Genomic DNA, 17,732 nt, shown 5'->3' on the forward strand with positions numbered 1-17,732 from the left:
TGTGTGTAAAAAATCTAAATCAAATCACTCAATCATAATATGAACTGCATTCAACTGTCTTCGATTAATAAATGGGCAATTTTTGATAATCCTTACCCAGAATGATGACCGTATTCGCTTTATCCCTTTCTTCTTTCAACGGTTTAACGGTTTTGGCATTGACACCGATTAAATCGAGCCAGATATGATCATCCGGGTTATCTGATGTAGAAAAGATAACCGTCGAAGGATAATTGAAATTATCGGCGTTACGGCTGTCCACGACACGAATCCCATTACGTGTAAGATATTCTTCCAGTTTAGCAGCAATTCCGGATATACCACATCCGTTCAGGATCAATACCCTGGGGACAAATATTTCGATAAGTTCCGGTGTTTGAGGAATATTCTCCGCTTGTGAGGTTTGGACTTCATCCCGTATAACGGTCTGCGATGGTGTTTCTTCAACGGGTGCTATTTCATCCAGCTTTTCACCAATCTGAGACTGGATCTCCTCCTGATAGGGTTGTGCCGATGAACGATCATCAGACGGGGTGTTCAGGGATTCGTAAATTCCTGGCATATCGGAAGTTTCTTCGTTCCAGCGGCTGTCCAAAAAGCCGGTGATCCAACGATTTGCAAAGAAGAAGACAACGGCCAGCAGCACAACAATTCCAATGATTTTACCGGCTTTTGATGGAGCAGGCTCCATGGGACCTTTCCGGTTTTTCTTTCCTTTTACGGCCTCATCCCCTTCTTCCAGAAGGTCTTCCAGATTGTTGATACCGACTTTCAGTCCGGAAATCTGCTGCTGAAGAACGGTAAGGACTTTGTGGGAGGATGCCTGGCGCTTGGCAAGTTCATCAATTTTCCCCTCAAGGTTCCGGATTTTATCCTCTATTTCACCGGTTCCTGTTACATCCTGCCCATAAGAATCTTTATGTTTCAAATCTTCTTCCATTTCACTCAGTTTCTTTTTGATTTCAGAGAGCTCTTTTTGTTCAATATCTTCCATGACTCACCTTTTACTGCATCTTTCGCCAGACGGTCCGCCCGCTCGTTCCATAGGTTTCCCGAATGACTCTTCACCTTGTTCCAGGTTATTTCAAGGGGAAGTTTTTGTACATACTCCCCATATTTCTGTGTCAGTTCTTTATTGGCTTTCCAGGCTCCGGTAGCCCACTTTTGAATTCCTTCATAATCATAATGAATGGTGCAACGGGATATTTTGTTTTTCAAACACCATTGAAAGAATTTCACTGCCGCAACCAGTTCACCCCCCACCTGATGATGCTGACAATAGTCAGGACGATCTACAACACCATTTATTTCCTCCAAGACCACCCCTTTCCGGAGAATAACGAGCCCATAACCGACCTTTCCATCAATAGAACTCCCATCAACAAATGCATGGACCTCCCCATTTTCCAGATGATCCCCGTGATGAAATCCATACCAGGCCATGCGGATTTTTTCTTCCTTGGCCGGATCCTGACTCTGAACAAAGGTGATTTTTGAGGTTTTTCTTTTGGGACTGTACCAAAGGGTTATACGGATATTCATGGATTCAATGTCCAGGGAAACACTATAATCCCGAAAACTATCCAAATCCAATTCCGCCTGTATTTTCAACGATTTCGCCAGATAGCGTTGAAATTCACGGGCAACCTGTTCTACTTCCGGCCGGCATTTTGTCATCTAACTTTTTTCATCCTTCAGAATACTCCGGTAGACATCCAGTAATTTACTCTCTTCAAGCTCCCATGTAAACCGGTTTAAAAAGGTTTCCCGGGCTGTTTTCTTTATATCGTTCAGCATCTGTCTGTCCGGAAAAGCAGATTGGATCAGGGCGGCAATTCCTTCGGCTTTTTTATCCTGAAAAATGAGGGCGGCGGGATTTTTCCAAAAAAGATGGCGAATATTATGGAGATCTGAAGATACAAATGGAAGTCCGCATGCCAGGTATTCAAAGATTTTATTCGGAAGGCTGATGTTAAAGGGGGATCGATCCGGTAAGACGGACCATCCGATATGGGCTTCCTGCAGGCAGGCAGGAATATCTCCATGAGGAATGTGCCCGAGATGCAACATTTGTCCCTGGCTCTTGCGACAACGATCTTCCCAATCTTCCACATCGCTTTTTTCCCCTTGGCCCAGGGTCACTCCCATGCTTGTGTATCCCCTCTTGTTTAATACAGCGACCGTATCGGCAAACAAAAAAAGATTCCGATGGCGGGATATATCACCTGCATAAATAAGAATAATGTGGTCACGTGCTAAATCCCGTATTCTCAATGCTGTTTCACTTACCTCTGTTTGTCCATTCTTAAAAAGGTCCTTCCGGGGATAATTCCTGATTTCCGTCACATGCCGGTTCCAACGGGAAAAACGTGATGTTAACTGGGGAACTACGGTAATAATATGTGTAGCTTTCCGGCTTTGGTGTTTTTCACGGAATGCCAGTATGGTTCTATGAATTTGCTTTTTCACCCATGATCCCGGTAAATAAAATTTAACCAGACGAGGAAAATGTTCATGCACATCATAAATAAGGGGAATTTTAAGGTTTTGAGCATATTGAAGTGCCTCTTTAAGAATAAACAGATCATGGACATGCACCAATGATGGTTTGAACTTCCGTGCTTCATCCATAATCGCCTGAATATTGTTCTTGTATCCTGCTCCTTTCACACCGATGGTTAAAATATCCTGAAGTGTTTCTTGCGTGGTTTTGTCAGAAACACCAATAATAATTAATGAATATGTTTTTTTCAGGCTCAGACCTTCCCGGTAAAAAATCCGGTCATCATCCGGTGAATGAGTACATGATAGATGGAGCACCACATCCGGGTTATTCACGTTTTAATATCCTCCTGATTTGATGAAAATCACCGATTTTAAAGAAAAACAGTGAACCGGCGTAAACAAGAAAGAGTCCGGCTTTTTCATGAAGCGCTGTGAGATTTCCCAGATAGTATACCAGCAGGACCACCATTAATAATCCATAGGTTAAAAATACTTTTTTCCAGTTATAGGGTATGGCATACCAACGACGTACAACAAAATAGGTCAGTCCCGCCATCCATAAATAGGACAGAAATGTTGCCCAGGCGGCACCGGTCATGCCAAAGGATTGAATCAGAAAATAGTTCAGAATCACATTCAGCAAGGCTGCAGAACCGCTGATCAAGGGAATGACACCTGTTTTTTCTGAAAAATAGATTGAAGGTAGAAAATTTATATACATACCCAGAAAAATATAGGCACCCAAAATAACAGGGACAATATGTTCCGATTGCCAGTAATTTTGTCCAAACACAGTGATTCCGAAAATCCTCAGAGTGATAAAGTCATGAATAAAAAGGGTTACACCCAGAAAAACCAGTGCCATCATCACGTTGAATACGGTAAAAACCCGTCCAAATGTCGTGGGTGCCTGAGGATCATCGGCCTTGTTTAGAAAAAAGGGCTGCCAGGCAAATTTATAACCCATCACCACAATCAGCATGAAAATACCCAATTTGTAGCCTGCCGAATAGAGTCCTACAGTTTCATAATCCACCATAATCCTAAGCATATACCGGTCGATGAGTTCCAAAACCATGGAAGCCATCCCACCCGGGACAAAAGGCAAGCCAAATCGAAGCATTTTCCGGAAAAGCCGGGTATTGAAAACAGCCTTTACGTTTTTTTTCAAAACAGGTAAAAGGAGGATAAAACTGAGGGAAGAAGCGGCAATATTTGCCCAGAAAATGCCTTCGAGTCCCATACCCTTGTATCGTATAAGCCAGATATTCAGGCTCATATTCAATATGACATTGGCCAGATTGATGAATGTGAAGGTTATGGCTTTATCGTTCATCCTCAGGGTATGAAGGGGGATATTCACCAGGGTATCCATCAGGAGGATACCGGAAGCCAGGCGTATCAGGCGCTCATACTCTGAGGAACCAAGAAAAGCGCGGCTGATCCATGCGCTGTTGATAAAAAGGAGTAAAGAGAGGACGATCCCGGTACACAGAAGAGAAAAAAAGGCTGCCGTAAAGGCTTCCTCCCGTTGATAATCGCCTTTTTTGGTATAAAAGCGCAGGAAAGCACTGTCCAGACCATAATGGTAGATAATATTCAAAAAAGCAATTCCGGAAAACACTAAGGATGCCACACCATATTGTGAGGGGTGAAACAGATGGCTATAAAAGGGCAGGAGAAAAAAGTTAAGCATACGGGTCACAATATAACCCGTCCCGTATATCAGGGTCTGGCTTCCCAGTTTTCGTATATCACCGGCCATTATTTTAAATCAAGGTAAAAAGTATCCCGGAAAATGCCACCGGCTCCGAATGATTCCTTAAAGCGGGCAAGTCCGAGGTTCGGTTCCATATTTACGGTAAAAATCCCATAATCAAGATATGTAAAGCCCCGGCGGATACTATCCTCAATCACTTCCTTGAACAGGAGATTCACACCGCGGTATTCCTGATAAGATTCATCATGGGAAATATAAAAAGCCAGAGTGACCCGTTCATTGGCATCAAACAGGACGATCCCGGCGATCATCGTTTCCCCGATAAAGGCAGCATACAGGCGGACGTGGTCCGGATAACGCCGCTTGATATCTTCCAGTTCTTTAAGTGTGTGTGTAGGTTGTACATTGTGCCGGATTTTCAAATTTCTTTTGAGGATTTGATAAAAGGAAGCATAATCATCCGACTCACGGACAGTCACCCCTTTTTTGAGTGCTTTTCGAAAAGCGGTCCGTGTCGTTGGACGAAATTTTGCAATATTTTCTTCTATTGATTTCTCAAGGAACAATACGGAAGATATATCCCGTTTCAAGTAACGGAAATGGTGTCTGAATAAAGCAAATTCAGCATAATTGGATAAGCGTTTGTTATAGATAATGGGGGGAATAGTGATAATTACACGATTGATATTTTCCTGTTGAAGATAATGGATAAAGGATTCTGTGATTTTCAGGTGCATATCCAGGGACATATCATGGGGCTGGACAAACCCTCCATAACTGGATCCCCGGTGTGAATGGAGAATTTTCATACCGGCCTGTTCGTATTCTACAGCCGGAAGCAGTGAAACCGGTTTTTCATCTGTAAGAAAAACCAGCGAGTGGTCTGTAAAACGGTCTTCCGGATGATAATTCAGAAAAGTACGTTCATGAAAAAGTGTCCCGTTATTCGATTCTTTTACAAATGAATCCCAGAAAGGGTGACGATCCGGATGAAAACGTTCGATGGTCACAGGGTGTTTACCAGTCCTCATAAAATATACTTCCCCCCTTTTTTCGGTCATAAGGTTTAAAACCACTTTCTCCAAGGAGTTCCACCATCTGGGAGATCATTTCCGGATGTCCACAGAGAAAAACCGCTGTATTTTCCGGTCTGATTTCTGAATGCCACAGATCATCTACAATTCCTTCATGCCATATATCCTGAACGAAGCCGGTTTTACCGGTCCAGGGAATTTTTTCACGATCCTGATGGCTGATAACCGGCACATAGGAAAAATTGTCACACAAACGTTCCAGATGTTCCAATTCGGCACGGAATCCCAGATCTCCGGAATTCAGGGCTCCATGAATCACAGCGATTTTCTGTTTGTTCCGGCATGGTGTTTCAGATCGTATCATACTCATATAGGGGGCCAGACCGGTTCCGGTAGCGACGAATAAAATGTTTTTTTCTTTTTCCACCGCATCCAGTGTTAACATTCCCCGGAGTTTGGGAAACATATAGAGTTTGTCTCCTGTTTTGAGGGCAAAAAGCCGGGGAGTAAGTTCGCCGGAATAGACCAGACGGATATAGAATTCAATATATTGCTGTTGATCTTTACTGGAGGAGGCAGAATAGGGCCTGCGGATCCAGGTATTGGTGTCCTCCCTTTCCGGTGGTTCGGCTTCGGGGACATGTGGGGCATCGGCGGGAAGAGCCAGCATGGTAAATTGCCCGGGTTTAAAGGGAGATAATTCCCATCCAAGGGGAACAACCCGCAGAATCATCAGAGTAGGAGAAATATTGATTTTCTGACCGACAACGGCATTATATTCCGTTTTCATCCTTAAAACCTCATGAGTCCCTGATACATTTTAATATAATTTTGTGCTGCTTTTTTCCATGAAAAATCCATGGACATCCCTGATTTCTGGATACGGATCCACTCATCTTTATTTAAAAATGCCTGATATGCCCTGTCCAGGGTTCTTAAAAAGGCTGCACAGTGGTAGGATTCAAAAAGAAAGCCTGTTTGCAAACCCGAACTGTCGATTATGGTGTCAGCCAATCCACCGGTCCGGTGTGCCAAAGGTGGTGTGCCATATTTCAGGGAATATATCTGGCTTAATCCACAGGGCTCAAATGAGGAGGGCATGAGGAACAGATCAACACCGGCCTGGATTTTATGCGCCAGTTCTTCATTGAATGAAGTATTCAGATACAGACGATCGTAATCTTGCCTTGCCAGCGATTCCCACAGTTCCTGCAATTCTTTATCACCGCTGGCCAGAATAATACATTTTACGGGACGCTTTTTCAGTTCTTCCCAACACTCCAGTAGAAGTTTGAATCCCTTTTGCTCCGTCATCCGGGCTACCATACCGCAAATCATGGTTTTATCATCGGCTTCCATTCCCACACGTTTCAGAAGGCCTTCACGATTCGCGGCTTTGTTTTCAAGGGTTTCTTCTGTATAATTTTTATAAATCAGGGGATCCGTTTCCGGATTCCAGTAACTGTAATCAGCTCCGTTCAAAATACCTTTAAATTTATAACTCACAGCCTGAAGGACATCAAAGAGTCCATAGGAATATTCAGGTTTTGCCAGCAGTTCCTTCGCATATTTAGGACTGACAGTATTGATGACATCTGAAAATTCCATTCCGGTTTTGACAAAATTTGTTTTTCCGTAGAACTCAAAGGGACTCAGTGCATAGAACGCATTTTCACTGATACCTCCTTTAAAAAGGACTGATGCATCATACACACCCTGAAACAGAAGATTATGAAGGGTCAACACGCATTTTGAATAACTGAAGTAGGGAGACATTTTAAAGTTGGTACGGATCAGGGCAGGGATCAGGGCAGTATGAAAATCGTGGACATGTACAATATCGGGATAGAGTTCAAGACATTCGACGGAACGAATAACTGCCAACTGAAAAAACATCCACATTTCACCCTCATCCTCAAAGGGGACATTGTTGGGATGGGAATAAATGCCGTCCCGGTTGAAATAACGGGGAGAGTTCACGAAATAAACCACGGCAGAGGGGGTTTCGGGTAGACTGTATTTATACAGCGTAAAAGAAATATCGTCATTTCCCAGGTGAACCCGAAGATCCTGATCCTGCAGAACCTGTTCAGAGGGGAATTTTGTGTTATCAATACAGCTGTAAAAAGGCAGGAAAAGACAAATCTCATGGTCATAGGGAGGTAAATGACGCAACAAAGCGCCGACCACATCCGCCAAGCCTCCGACTTTGACAAATGGAACGGCTTCTGCACTGGCCATTACAATTTTCAAGAGTCAGACCTCCTGATTGGTTTAAAGATTTTTAACTGAAAATGAAAAAGAAAGTTTTTGTGTTTTACCTGGTTCAATACGGACATTCCAGAGGGGCAAAATAGCGGTACTCTGAAATATTTTTTCTTTGCCAGATGCTTTCTGAAGCATGGTATATACAGGATAAGTCAGGAGTCGAACAGGGTTTTCAAACGTGAACCGGACTTCAATACCGATCGCTTTGTTTACAATTCTCAAAAACTGTATACCGTTTTCGTCCAGCATATTTTCCAGTCCGTTATTCGGCAATTTCTGGTTTGCTTCGAAAAACCGATCTTCCGGAGATCCCACATTCAAAGCCAGATTAAATTCCGGACCAAAAAGAAAAGAGTTATCGGCAAAACCGATATTCGAAATTTTGTATTCAGTATGAAATCCGTTTTCATTCATCTGAATACTTTTTTTCAGACTGCAACGCTGCCAGTTAATCCATCCTTTTCGGGCAAAAACCACCGTATCGGAATCTGCATCCTTTCGGAGATCCACCGGTTCGTTAAGAAAATCGCTGGCTTCCTCGTAGGCATTGTTCATAAGGCCCCGGGGATTAATTTCCAAATCAAAATACCGTTCCAGCAGTGAATGCCTGGGGTAGGTGTCGTATACATCATGGTCACCGGGATGGCAATCATACTCTTTATAGCGGGCTACTGTATTGCACAGGTTGTAATTCACCGGCCTGTAATCAAATTCTACAAGTGCTCCGGCATATTTGGCACTAAACACAGCATTCAAGTCACGGGACGATAGGGAAACTTCAATAAATCCGTTCCGGTCAATATCCGACTCTTCCCGCAAAAAAGAATGATTCTCCTGATTGTACAGCCGTTTATCAATTTCTTTCTCTGCCCGGATCAGATGAGTCCATAAAGCGGTTCTTAAATGTGGCAGATAAAGTCCACCCGAAATATTATACCAATATCCGTTATTGCACATACTTTTCCAAAGATCTTCGCGAATTTTTCGAAGGCAGTCATTTCTTTTGTACTGTGAGGAAAGCAGATAGTATTTTCGGCTCACCTGTTGCATGCGCTTTTGGAGCCAATTGGATTCGGGATATTTTGTCAGGGAATTCCGCCAGATGCCGCCTTTGACAAAGGGCCGGGCTAAATCATCATATTTCATATCCTCAAGGGATTTCAGAACTTTTTCAAAATCCTGCCGGACCCGGCAATTCAGGGATTGGCGGCCAAGGTCAAAATAACTGCAGGATGGTAAATAAATAAGTCCCTTGGGTGGAAAGGATTTCCAGTACTCTTTTACGGTCTTCGTCGTAATGAATGGTGTTTCCTCCAGCAAAGTCATCAGACGGTCCAGCCAGCCCTTTTCATAAACCCGCTCATAGGATCCTTCATAAAGTCCCAGCTTTTCTCCGTCATCCATGACAGTCACCACATCCTGGGAATTGTCCGTCAGAAGTGATTTCAGATAGTCAATGATATCTTCCGGTTCGGCCCAGGGGATCATGGAACGGAGTTGATAGGAAATGGGGAAGATTCCCAGAGTATGTCCATCCTCTTCCGTATTATAATATCCCTTCAACGGTTTTTCATAGATACCTGTAGACATAAAATTAAATTCATCGATAAACGTGTAATTCAATCCCGATTGTTCGATACATCCGGCCAGATGGGGCTCCCAAACCCGTTCTGTCAACCAGAGCCCCCGTGGTTCATACCCAAAGTGATTCCGGATAAACTGGTTTTGTTTGACAATCTGTCCGATACGGTCTTTCTCGGGGATGGCCGTTAAAACCGGCTCATAAAATCCCCCGGAAATCAGCTCAACATTCCCCCTGCGGACCAGCTTTTGTATGGTATTGATAAAGTCAGGTTTTCGTTTTATCAACCATTCCAGCAGAGATCCGCTGTAATGGAGCGAAACAGCTACACGGGGATGTTTTTCCAGAATTTTAATAAAGGGGTAATAACTCTTTTCACAGGCTTCTTCAAAAACCGTATCGAAATTTCCGACAGGCTGATGATTGTGAACACCGAAAATGAACTGAATATTTTTTGTCATAGGATAAAACGGGGAGAGAGCCGGCTCTCTCCCCGGATTGTAAACGATTTACATGTTAGCCATTTTTTCAAGCAGGTCAACAACGCGAACGCTGTATCCCCATTCATTATCATACCAGGAAAGGACTTTTACCATATTGCCGTCCGCCATGGTTGATTTTGCGTCAAAAATGGATGAGTAGGCATTCCCGATCACATCCACAGAAACAATGGGATCTTCTGTATATTCGAGGATACCTTTCATGGAACCTTCAGAAGCCTTTTTCATGGCTGCGTTCACTTCTTCAATCGTGACTTCTTTTTTCAGTTCCACAGTTAAATCCACCAGTGAACCGTCCGGTGTGGGGACCCGAAGAGCCATACCATCCAGTTTTCCATCCAGATCCGGAATAACCTTACCTACCGCTTTTGCCGCACCGGTTGTGGTGGGAATAATGGACATGGCGGCAGCACGGGCTCTGCGAAGATCCTTATGGGGAAGATCCAGAATTTGCTGGTCATTGGTATAACTGTGAACCGTGGTCATCAGTCCTTTAACAATTCCGAATTCATCATTCAGAACCTTTGCAACCGGTGCCAGACAGTTGGTTGTACAGGAAGCATTGGATACAATTTTATCTTCGGGACGTAAAGAATCATCATTTACACCCAAAACAACCATGTTGTCAATTTTATCTTTGGCCGGAACGGTCAACACGACCTTTTTTGCACCCGCTTCAAGATGTTTGGCAATCTGATCTTTTTTGCGGAACACACCGGTTGCTTCCACGACATATTCCACACCCAGTTCTTTCCAGGGCAGATTTGCCGGATCTTTTTCGGCATAAATCTTAATCTCTTTACCATTGACTACGATTGAATCCTCTTTGGCTTCAACAGTTCCCTGGAATTTCTTATGAACCGAATCATATTTTAACAGATGAGCCAGTGTTTTGGCATCCGTCAAATCGTTAATACCCAGCACTTCAAAATCATCACGATTCAGCATTTCACGAAATACCAGTCTTCCGATTCGACCAAAACCATTGATACCTACTTTTACGCTCATGTATTCCTCCTTTTTTCTATATTCGTGCATCTTAATAATATACTTTTTTATCCCTTTCTCTGCTACCTTTTTATCCGGTCACTCCTCCATTTCTTCATATTCGTTAACCACGTTCTGAACATTCCCATAGCTGAAGCCTTTTCGCGTCAAAATCCCCAGAACCGTTTCCCTCAGATTGCCGGAATTCCTCCTGAGCTTCTGCCTTTTTTTATGAAGGATTTCACGGGCAATTTGTTCCCATTCATCAGCCGGAACGGTATTTAATTTGCCATCGATAACCGTTCCCTCCACCCCTTTTTCCATCATTTTTTTTCTGATCATGAGGGGGCCGTATTTCCGTTGGCGCATCAGTTCCCTAAAATAGAGAGTTGCAAAGCGCTCATCATCCAGATAGCCTTTGGCAATCATTTGTCTTAGAATATCCTGAGCGAGGGAAGCAGAAAAGCCTTTCTGAATGAGTTTTGTTTTCAACTCATAGGAGCTGTGTTCCCGGTAGGACAGTAATTCAATGGCCTTTTCAAAAGCGGATTGACGTTCAGCTTCATTTTTCAGGGTTAAATATCGGTCTTCTCCAATATTGATTGCCGGGTGAAGGCCATATTTTGTTTTCAACTCATCACTGACGGAAAGGGTCTCTCCTGTATCAAAGGTAAGGAGCCATACTTTACGTCGTTTTTGATATTTCAGAGACTGAAGGATCATGATTCCTTTTCAGGCGGCGGTGGTGGTGTCATTCCCAAAGCCGATTTCACTTCATCTGCAATGGTTTTAAGCACCTCAGAATGTTCTGTAAGATAGGCTTTGGCATTTTCCCGTCCCTGACCGATACGTTCGTCTCCATAGCTGTACCAGGATCCGGATTTTGTCACGATATCCAGGGTTGTCGCCAGATCCAGCACATCCCCTTCATAGGATATGCCTTTCCCGTACATAATGTCAAATTCACAGCTTTTAAAGGGAGGAGCTACTTTGTTTTTCACGATTTTAACCTTTGTCCGGTTACCCAGAACATCCTCACCACTCTTAATGGAGCCAATCCGGCGGACATCAATACGGACAGATGTATAGAATTTCAAAGCCCGTCCTCCGGTTGTGGTTTCGGGATTTCCAAACATCACACCGATTTTTTCCCGGATCTGGTTAATAAATATAACTGCAATACGTGATTTGCTAACAGCACCCGTTAACTTTCTCAGGGCCTGACTCATAAGACGAGCCTGCAATCCCACGTGGCTGTCCCCCATTTCCCCTTCAATTTCAGCCCGGGGAACCAACGCCGCTACTGAATCCACGACAATAATATCCAGTGCGTTGCTCCGGACAAGGGTTTCTGTGATTTCCAGGGCCTGTTCTCCATTGTCGGGCTGGGAAACCAGGAGATTATTGATATTCACACCCAGATTCTGGGCATAGGTAATATCCAGTGCATGTTCCGCATCAATAAAGGCAGCATATCCGCCGTTTTTCTGCGCTTCAGCAATACACTGGAGGGCCAATGTCGTTTTACCGGATGATTCAGGTCCGAAAATTTCTGTGATTCTTCCCCGTGGAATACCCCCCACACCAATAGCCGCATCAAGGCTCAATGAACCGGTGGATATTACCGATACCGGTATCACAACCCGGTCTTCCCCCATTTTCATAATGGACCCTTTCCCAAACTGACGATCAATCTGGGATATGGCCATTTCCAATGCTTTTTCTCTGTCTTGAGAACCCATTTTACCTTCCTTTCTTCATGTTTAAAGGAATTCGCATTCGTTCTATATACTCTGGACCTGCTGATGATAACTGACTTTCATACCAGATAATATCCTTTGCCTGTAAAACCATAGGCGGACATTCGCTTTGGATAAATTTTTCTATACACGTTTTTGTTACCTCACCTTTAACACGGGCAAGAGTCACATGAGGTTTAAACCGCCTTTCTTCCCGGGGGTACCCGTAGTCCTTGAAAAGCAAATTCAGTTGGAGGACAATTTGCTGCAACGGTAGGGGAACATGCCGGTTGCCGATCCATAAGATTTTCGGATGGCTTCCCCGTGGAAAAATCCCTGTCGTGTTTAATTTAAGGGAAAAGGACGGGATTTGTCCAATACTCTGATGAAGATTCTCCTCCGTTTTTTTCAACAAATCCACAGGGGTTTTTCCTAAAAATTTCAACGTGATATGGTATTCATGAGACGGGGTAGGTTTTACGCCTGGACATACTTCCAGAAATTTGAAATGATCGGCCAGTTTCCGGGAAAGTTCCTCATCACAGGAAAGGGCAAAAAAAGACCGGATGTGATGAATTTCATTCATAACAACAACTTTCTCAATAAATTCAGGGCAGCCTGGGATGCGAAATGTTTATTCATGTGCCGCCCTTTATTAAATTGGATCCGTATTGTTTTTTCTTTTTCCGGTGTCAGAGCACAGATCCATACGGTCCCGACCGGTTTTTCCCGGGTCCCTCCTGCCGGGCCCGCAATGCCACTGACACTTAATGCTGTGTCTGTACCTGATTTTTGACGAATACCACGAGCCATTTCTATCACCGTCTCTTCACTCACTGCCCCGTGTTTTTTCAAAGTATTGACTGATACACCCAGTCGTCGAATTTTGGCTTCATTGCTGTATGTAAGCAATCCTTCAGTAAAAACCTTTGAAATTCCCGGAATGTCTGTTAAACGGTGACTGATAAGTCCTCCAGTGCATGATTCGGCGACAGAAAGGGTCCAACCACGGGTTGTGAGCTTTTCAGCTATGATTTCTGTGATGTCCCGATCCCCTTCGGTATAAATCGTGTCACCTAAGCGATTGTATAAAAAATCTCTCAGCCGGGGTTCAACAGTCCCTACCTCATTTTCTTTCACCGTCATTTTCAAGTTCACACCATAAACGGATGGATAATATCCCACTTTGACCATGGGGAAATCATTTAATCCTTCATCAATCCTGTCCACAATTTCTGATTCCATAATCCCTGTGGTTTTATAGATGAAGACACGGATTTTTTCTCCAGGTAATTTTGTCAATTCTGGACGAATTGATTCATTGAAAATGCTTTTCATCTCTTCAGGAACCCCAGGAACCAGGTAAACATGTCTACCCTTTTTATCCTTAAAGCATAAACCGGCAGCTGTTCCCATGGGATTTGGGAGAATCCTGGCGTTGTCAGGAATCATGGCCTGTTCACGGTTACTTTCAGGGATGGTTCGGTTTCTGTGCTTGAGCTTTTCCTGAATCTCCTGAAATAGGGATTCTGAAAAGATCAATTTTCCACCGAAATACTCCGTAACAGTCTTTTTGGTAATATCATCCCGGGTAGGACCCAATCCACCTGTTAAAATCACGATACCTGTATCATCAGATAAGGATCGAAGCACGTGGAGAATCTCTTCAGTTCGATCGGAAATCGTATGTCTTCTTAAGACGGGAATATTCAAAGTTACCAATTCACCGGTAAGCCAATGGGCATTGGTATCCAGTGTGGCACCGGCAAGAATTTCATCACCAATTGTAATGATTTCAGCAATGGATTTCATGGTACAAAATAAAAGTAAGCGGCGTTCAGAATCCAGGCAGCCAATCCCGCCAGCAGGTCATCCAGCATAACTCCCCAGCCACCCGGTACTTTTTGAACCCGGTATATAATCCAGGGTTTCCAGATATCAAAAATCCGGAACAGGACCATCCCGCCGAAAACAACGGACAAACTTTTGGGAAGAAGAAAAACCGTGAGCATCATACCCACTGCTTCATCGATGACAATAAAGCCCGGATCCTTTTTTCCGGTTCTTGTTTCTATATGGTGACCGGCTTTAACCCCTAAGAAAAAGAAAGATCCGATCATAAGTATTTCCAGTACAGGTGCTGCTTCAAAGGGATATAGAAATTTTATTAGCACAGCCATGATAAAGGATGCCACGGTTCCGGGAAACCAGGGCACATATCCTATATAAAAAAAAGAGCCCAGGATATTCCAGAAGAAAGATTTTTCAGGTTTTTTTTGTAAAGACATGTTTATTCTCAAAGAGATACAGAATTCCGCTGTACAAAGTGATCATAGATGTCAGCAACATCATAACCCATAAAAGATGTTTATCTATCAGGAGTTTATCCAAAAAGGAATAGAAAGGATCAAAGACCGGAATGTTTTCAATAGCAAGAAAGGTCAGGATAAAATAGATCATGAACATCTGAATACCGGTTTTGGCTTTGGCAAATTTACTGGTATGCATACTTTGTCCACGGCGGATCATCACACTCCGGAGAAGTGTCACAAAGATGTCACGAAACAGGACAATAAAAATCATCCACCAGGGGGCCAGTCCTTTGAGTCCGAAAGCCACAAACATAGTCATCACAAGAATTTTGTCGGCCAGCGGGTCCAGAAATTTTCCAAATTCGGTTGTGACATCATATTTCCGGGCGTACCAGCCATCGACCGCATCGGTAACTGAAGCAATCAGAAACAGAATCATGGCATACAGGCTGTAGAAGGGACCTGTACTGAGAATAAAATAAAGACACACCGGTGTAATAAGCACACGAAATACAGTGAGTATGTTAGGAACAAACCGTTTACTGATCATGATGCCTTCCATTCATATCTGACCGGCCTTCCAGGGCTTTGGTCAGGGTTGCTTCATCTGTAAATTCCAGGTCACCGCCCACGGGAATACCCCGGGCCAGAGATGTCATCCTGATATCCTGATGACGGCTGATGATTTTATGAAGGTAGTGGGCTGTTGTATCACCTTCCACAGAAGGATTGATCGCCAGGATGATTTCCTTAACGTTATCCAGTCGTTTTACAAGCTGATCGATGGAAAGATCTTCCGGGCCGATGCCGTCCAGGGGACTGATTAATCCTCCCAGGACATGGTATTTGCCATGGTAAGCAGCTGTTTTTTCTATGGAAATAACATCCAGGCTATCTTCAACAACACACAAAACCGTTTCATCCCGTTTAGGATCCCGGCAGATAGCACAGGGAGTCTCTTCTGTAATAAAGTGACAAATAGGGCAATGGGTTATTTTATCTTTCAGATCAATAAGTCCTTTGGCATACCGTACAATCTCTTCACGGGGTCGGTCCATCAAATAGAAACAGATGCGTTGAGCACTTTTTTTGCCAATTCCCGGCAAGGCAGATAAAAGTTCCGTAAGTTCCTGTATTACATTTGGAATGGATGTCATTACAGTCCGAATCCCGGTATTTTCCCAAGCCCGCCGGTAAGAGATCCCATTCTTTCCTGCGCCAGTTCTTCTGCTTGTTTAAGTCCCTGATTGACAGCTGCCATGATCAGATCTTCCAGCATCTCCGTATCTTCAGACAAGACTTCCGGGGAAATTTTTATGGATTTCACCGTTTTTTTCCCCGTTACCACAACCGTGACCATGCCACCACCGGCCGAGGCTTCCACGGTTTCATGTTCCAGTTCTTCCTTGGCCTGCTCCATTTGCTTTTGCAGTTTCTGGGCCTGCTTCATGATTTCCTGCAATCCGCCTTTTGGAAGCATTATCTCTCCTTTTACACTTTATTGGACAATATCCCCTTCAAAAACATTCAAGATGTTATGAACACCTTTTTCCAGGGGTTTATCCTTTGTTTTATGTTCTGTCTCTTTGTTTAATGTAACACGTAATGTGATTTTCTCTTTAAAAAAACCATCCAGCAATTTTTGGATTGTCTCTTTGTTTCTTTCAATCTGCTGACATGTGAAAGATTCACCGCATTCAGCTTTGACAGAGTGTTCATCAATAGATGTCACCGTAACAGCTGACAGCAGGGACGATATTCTGGGACTCTCCTTTTTTACCTCTTTTAAAAACCTGTCCCAGCTGCCCTGATTCAGATCCCTCAGGACTTTTTCTTCATTTTTTTTAGCAGGTTCAGGATTGGGTGAAGAAGCTTCAGAAACATGATTTATTGAACGATCTGTCTTTGCCGGCGATGAAGGGGTATTGGATTGGGGACGTGAACCTGATTGCCGGGGCATTTTTTCCAGAATTTTATTCAGATCCACCAAATCATCCATACGGGTCAGCTTCAGTAAGAGGGATTCTATTAAAAGCCGGACATTTGATGAGTTGCTCAATTGGGGCAGAATGTTGTGGATGAGGGAAAGCATCTGAATCAATGCATGTTCATCACTGGTGTCCGCCAGCTTTTTCATCACCTGTTTCATGGTATCTGTTGTTTCAATTTTTTCTGCTGTTCCTGTCACTTTAACAATGTATAAATCCCGGATAAAGGCAGAAAAGTTGCGAATAAATTCCGGCAGATCATGTCCACCGTTTGATACATTCCTTATCTGATCCAGTATGGCATTTACATCCTTATTTAAAACGGATTCAGTCAGTGCAACAAAGACTTCATCATGAACAATTCCCAAAAGATCCACAATTTTGTCATAACGAATCTGATTATCTGTAGAAAATGCAACAGCCTGTTCCAGAATACTCTGACTATCCCGCATACTCCCATCCCCTTTTTTCGTAATCAGGTGAAGGGATTCCTCATCGATGCTGATTTTTTCATTTTCGCAGATAGATTTTAGACGTTTGATAATATCTTCTGATGGAATACGTCTGAATTCAAAGCGCTGACAGCGGCTTAAAATCGTAGGCGGCACCTTGTTCAGCTCCGTCGTGGCAAATATAAAAATGACATGTGGTGGTGGTTCTTCCAGTGTTTTCAACAAGGCATTAAAGCCATCTCTGGTAATCTGATGGAATTCATCAATGATATAAATTCTGAATTTTCCCCGGGTGGGAGGATATTTCACCATTTCCCGGATGGATTTAATATCTTCAATCCCCCGGTTTGAGGCCCCGTCAATTTCCAGGACATCCATAGAACGGCCGTCAGTAATTTCCCGGCAATTCACGCAATCATTACAGGGATTGTGTCCCTGAGGATGCTGACAATTTACAGCTTTGGCAAACAAACGGGCTGTAGACGTCTTTCCGGTTCCCCGTGGACCGCTGAAAATATAGGCCTGGCCGATTCGATTGCTTTTGATAGCATTGACCAGCGTTTCGGTAACGTGGGTTTGACCAATGACTTCTTCAAAGGTTTGGGGACGCCATTTCCGTGATATTACCTGGTAGCTCATTCAGTC

Annotated in this window: 18 protein-coding genes; all 18 read right to left on the minus strand. The window is 43.5% G+C overall.

Annotated features, from left to right (window positions below):
- Window positions 1-64 precede the first annotated feature (64 nt).
- Window positions 65-994: a LytR C-terminal domain-containing protein gene (locus strainIA91_RS06315; RefSeq protein ID WP_400165930.1), complete on the minus strand. Its 930-nt coding sequence runs from the start codon at window positions 992-994 to the stop codon at window positions 65-67.
- A complete protein-coding gene (locus strainIA91_RS06320) occupies window positions 946-1,677 on the minus strand; it encodes an RNase H family protein (RefSeq protein ID WP_400165932.1) in 732 nt (243 codons plus the stop codon). The genes strainIA91_RS06315 and strainIA91_RS06320 overlap by 49 nt, the downstream gene beginning before the upstream one ends.
- On the minus strand, window positions 1,678-2,838 hold the full coding sequence (locus strainIA91_RS06325) for a glycosyltransferase (RefSeq protein ID WP_400165933.1): 1,161 nt from the start codon (window positions 2,836-2,838) through the stop codon (window positions 1,678-1,680).
- Entirely contained in the window at window positions 2,831-4,270 is a 1,440-nt protein-coding gene (locus strainIA91_RS06330) for an oligosaccharide flippase family protein (RefSeq protein ID WP_400165934.1), read from the minus strand. Before strainIA91_RS06330 ends, strainIA91_RS06325 begins: the two co-directional genes overlap by 8 nt.
- Complete coding sequence (locus strainIA91_RS06335; RefSeq protein WP_400165935.1) at window positions 4,270-5,256, minus strand: GNAT family N-acetyltransferase; 987 nt, start codon at window positions 5,254-5,256, stop codon at window positions 4,270-4,272. Before strainIA91_RS06335 ends, strainIA91_RS06330 begins: the two co-directional genes overlap by 1 nt.
- Window positions 5,243-6,049 (minus strand): ferredoxin--NADP reductase, encoded by an 807-nt coding sequence (locus strainIA91_RS06340; protein ID WP_400165936.1) that lies wholly within the window; start codon window positions 6,047-6,049, stop codon window positions 5,243-5,245. The genes strainIA91_RS06335 and strainIA91_RS06340 overlap by 14 nt, the downstream gene beginning before the upstream one ends.
- A gap of 2 nt (window positions 6,050-6,051) precedes the next feature.
- Window positions 6,052-7,512, minus strand: a complete 1,461-nt coding sequence (locus strainIA91_RS06345) for a glycogen synthase (protein ID WP_400165937.1) — start codon at window positions 7,510-7,512, stop codon at window positions 6,052-6,054.
- A gap of 21 nt (window positions 7,513-7,533) precedes the next feature.
- Window positions 7,534-9,570 carry an alpha-amylase/4-alpha-glucanotransferase domain-containing protein gene (locus strainIA91_RS06350; RefSeq protein ID WP_400165938.1) on the minus strand — a complete coding sequence of 679 codons (2,037 nt, stop codon included), beginning with the start codon at window positions 9,568-9,570 and terminating at the stop codon, window positions 7,534-7,536.
- 48 nt (window positions 9,571-9,618) lie between these two features.
- Complete coding sequence (gene gap, locus strainIA91_RS06355) at window positions 9,619-10,617, minus strand: type I glyceraldehyde-3-phosphate dehydrogenase (protein WP_400165939.1); 999 nt, start codon at window positions 10,615-10,617, stop codon at window positions 9,619-9,621.
- A 78-nt stretch (window positions 10,618-10,695) separates the two neighbouring features.
- The gene (locus tag strainIA91_RS06360; protein WP_400165940.1) at window positions 10,696-11,319 is read right to left on the minus strand and encodes a regulatory protein RecX; all 624 of its coding nucleotides are present in this window, start codon (window positions 11,317-11,319) and stop codon (window positions 10,696-10,698) included.
- Window positions 11,316-12,338 carry a recombinase RecA gene (gene recA, locus strainIA91_RS06365; protein ID WP_400165941.1) on the minus strand — a complete coding sequence of 341 codons (1,023 nt, stop codon included), beginning with the start codon at window positions 12,336-12,338 and terminating at the stop codon, window positions 11,316-11,318. The genes strainIA91_RS06360 and recA overlap by 4 nt, the downstream gene beginning before the upstream one ends.
- Window position 12,339: 1 nt before the next feature.
- Complete coding sequence (gene thpR / locus strainIA91_RS06370) at window positions 12,340-12,921, minus strand: RNA 2',3'-cyclic phosphodiesterase (protein WP_400165942.1); 582 nt, start codon at window positions 12,919-12,921, stop codon at window positions 12,340-12,342.
- Window positions 12,918-14,147, minus strand: a complete 1,230-nt coding sequence (locus strainIA91_RS06375) for a competence/damage-inducible protein A (RefSeq protein ID WP_400165944.1) — start codon at window positions 14,145-14,147, stop codon at window positions 12,918-12,920. The genes thpR and strainIA91_RS06375 overlap by 4 nt, the downstream gene beginning before the upstream one ends.
- A complete protein-coding gene (locus strainIA91_RS06380) occupies window positions 14,144-14,623 on the minus strand; it encodes a phosphatidylglycerophosphatase A (protein WP_400165945.1) in 480 nt (159 codons plus the stop codon). The genes strainIA91_RS06375 and strainIA91_RS06380 overlap by 4 nt, the downstream gene beginning before the upstream one ends.
- Window positions 14,601-15,197 (minus strand): CDP-diacylglycerol--glycerol-3-phosphate 3-phosphatidyltransferase, encoded by a 597-nt coding sequence (gene pgsA / locus strainIA91_RS06385; protein ID WP_400165946.1) that lies wholly within the window; start codon window positions 15,195-15,197, stop codon window positions 14,601-14,603. The genes strainIA91_RS06380 and pgsA overlap by 23 nt, the downstream gene beginning before the upstream one ends.
- Window positions 15,187-15,804, minus strand: coding sequence for a recombination mediator RecR (gene recR, locus strainIA91_RS06390; protein ID WP_400165947.1), 618 nt, complete (start codon window positions 15,802-15,804; stop codon window positions 15,187-15,189). Before recR ends, pgsA begins: the two co-directional genes overlap by 11 nt.
- Window positions 15,804-16,127 carry a YbaB/EbfC family nucleoid-associated protein gene (locus strainIA91_RS06395; protein ID WP_400165948.1) on the minus strand — a complete coding sequence of 108 codons (324 nt, stop codon included), beginning with the start codon at window positions 16,125-16,127 and terminating at the stop codon, window positions 15,804-15,806. The genes recR and strainIA91_RS06395 overlap by 1 nt, the downstream gene beginning before the upstream one ends.
- A gap of 18 nt (window positions 16,128-16,145) precedes the next feature.
- On the minus strand, window positions 16,146-17,726 hold the full coding sequence (dnaX, locus tag strainIA91_RS06400) for a DNA polymerase III subunit gamma/tau (RefSeq protein WP_400165950.1): 1,581 nt from the start codon (window positions 17,724-17,726) through the stop codon (window positions 16,146-16,148).
- Window positions 17,727-17,732 lie beyond the last annotated feature (6 nt).

This window comes from Candidatus Neomarinimicrobiota bacterium (assembly GCA_041154365.1).
Taxonomy (GTDB): domain Bacteria; phylum Fidelibacterota; class Fidelibacteria; order Fidelibacterales; family Fidelibacteraceae; genus Fidelibacter; species Fidelibacter multiformis.

Coding starts and splice junctions, on each gene's coding strand:
- strainIA91_RS06320 (WP_400165932.1), bottom strand. CDS start 1,677: ATGACAAAATGCCGGCCGGAAGTAGAACAGGTTGCCCGTGAATTTCAA.
- strainIA91_RS06330 (WP_400165934.1), bottom strand. CDS start 4,270: ATGGCCGGTGATATACGAAAACTGGGAAGCCAGACCCTGATATACGGG.
- strainIA91_RS06335 (WP_400165935.1), bottom strand. CDS start 5,256: ATGAGGACTGGTAAACACCCTGTGACCATCGAACGTTTTCATCCGGAT.
- strainIA91_RS06350 (WP_400165938.1), bottom strand. CDS start 9,570: ATGACAAAAAATATTCAGTTCATTTTCGGTGTTCACAATCATCAGCCT.
- strainIA91_RS06340 (WP_400165936.1), bottom strand. CDS start 6,049: ATGAAAACGGAATATAATGCCGTTGTCGGTCAGAAAATCAATATTTCT.
- strainIA91_RS06360 (WP_400165940.1), bottom strand. CDS start 11,319: ATGATCCTTCAGTCTCTGAAATATCAAAAACGACGTAAAGTATGGCTC.
- gap (WP_400165939.1), bottom strand. CDS start 10,617: ATGAGCGTAAAAGTAGGTATCAATGGTTTTGGTCGAATCGGAAGACTG.
- recA (WP_400165941.1), bottom strand. CDS start 12,338: ATGGGTTCTCAAGACAGAGAAAAAGCATTGGAAATGGCCATATCCCAG.
- strainIA91_RS06375 (WP_400165944.1), bottom strand. CDS start 14,147: ATGAAATCCATTGCTGAAATCATTACAATTGGTGATGAAATTCTTGCC.
- thpR (WP_400165942.1), bottom strand. CDS start 12,921: ATGAATGAAATTCATCACATCCGGTCTTTTTTTGCCCTTTCCTGTGAT.
- strainIA91_RS06315 (WP_400165930.1), bottom strand. CDS start 994: ATGGAAGATATTGAACAAAAAGAGCTCTCTGAAATCAAAAAGAAACTG.
- strainIA91_RS06380 (WP_400165945.1), bottom strand. CDS start 14,623: ATGTCTTTACAAAAAAAACCTGAAAAATCTTTCTTCTGGAATATCCTG.
- strainIA91_RS06395 (WP_400165948.1), bottom strand. CDS start 16,127: ATGCTTCCAAAAGGCGGATTGCAGGAAATCATGAAGCAGGCCCAGAAA.
- recR (WP_400165947.1), bottom strand. CDS start 15,804: ATGACATCCATTCCAAATGTAATACAGGAACTTACGGAACTTTTATCT.
- pgsA (WP_400165946.1), bottom strand. CDS start 15,197: ATGATCAGTAAACGGTTTGTTCCTAACATACTCACTGTATTTCGTGTG.
- dnaX (WP_400165950.1), bottom strand. CDS start 17,726: ATGAGCTACCAGGTAATATCACGGAAATGGCGTCCCCAAACCTTTGAA.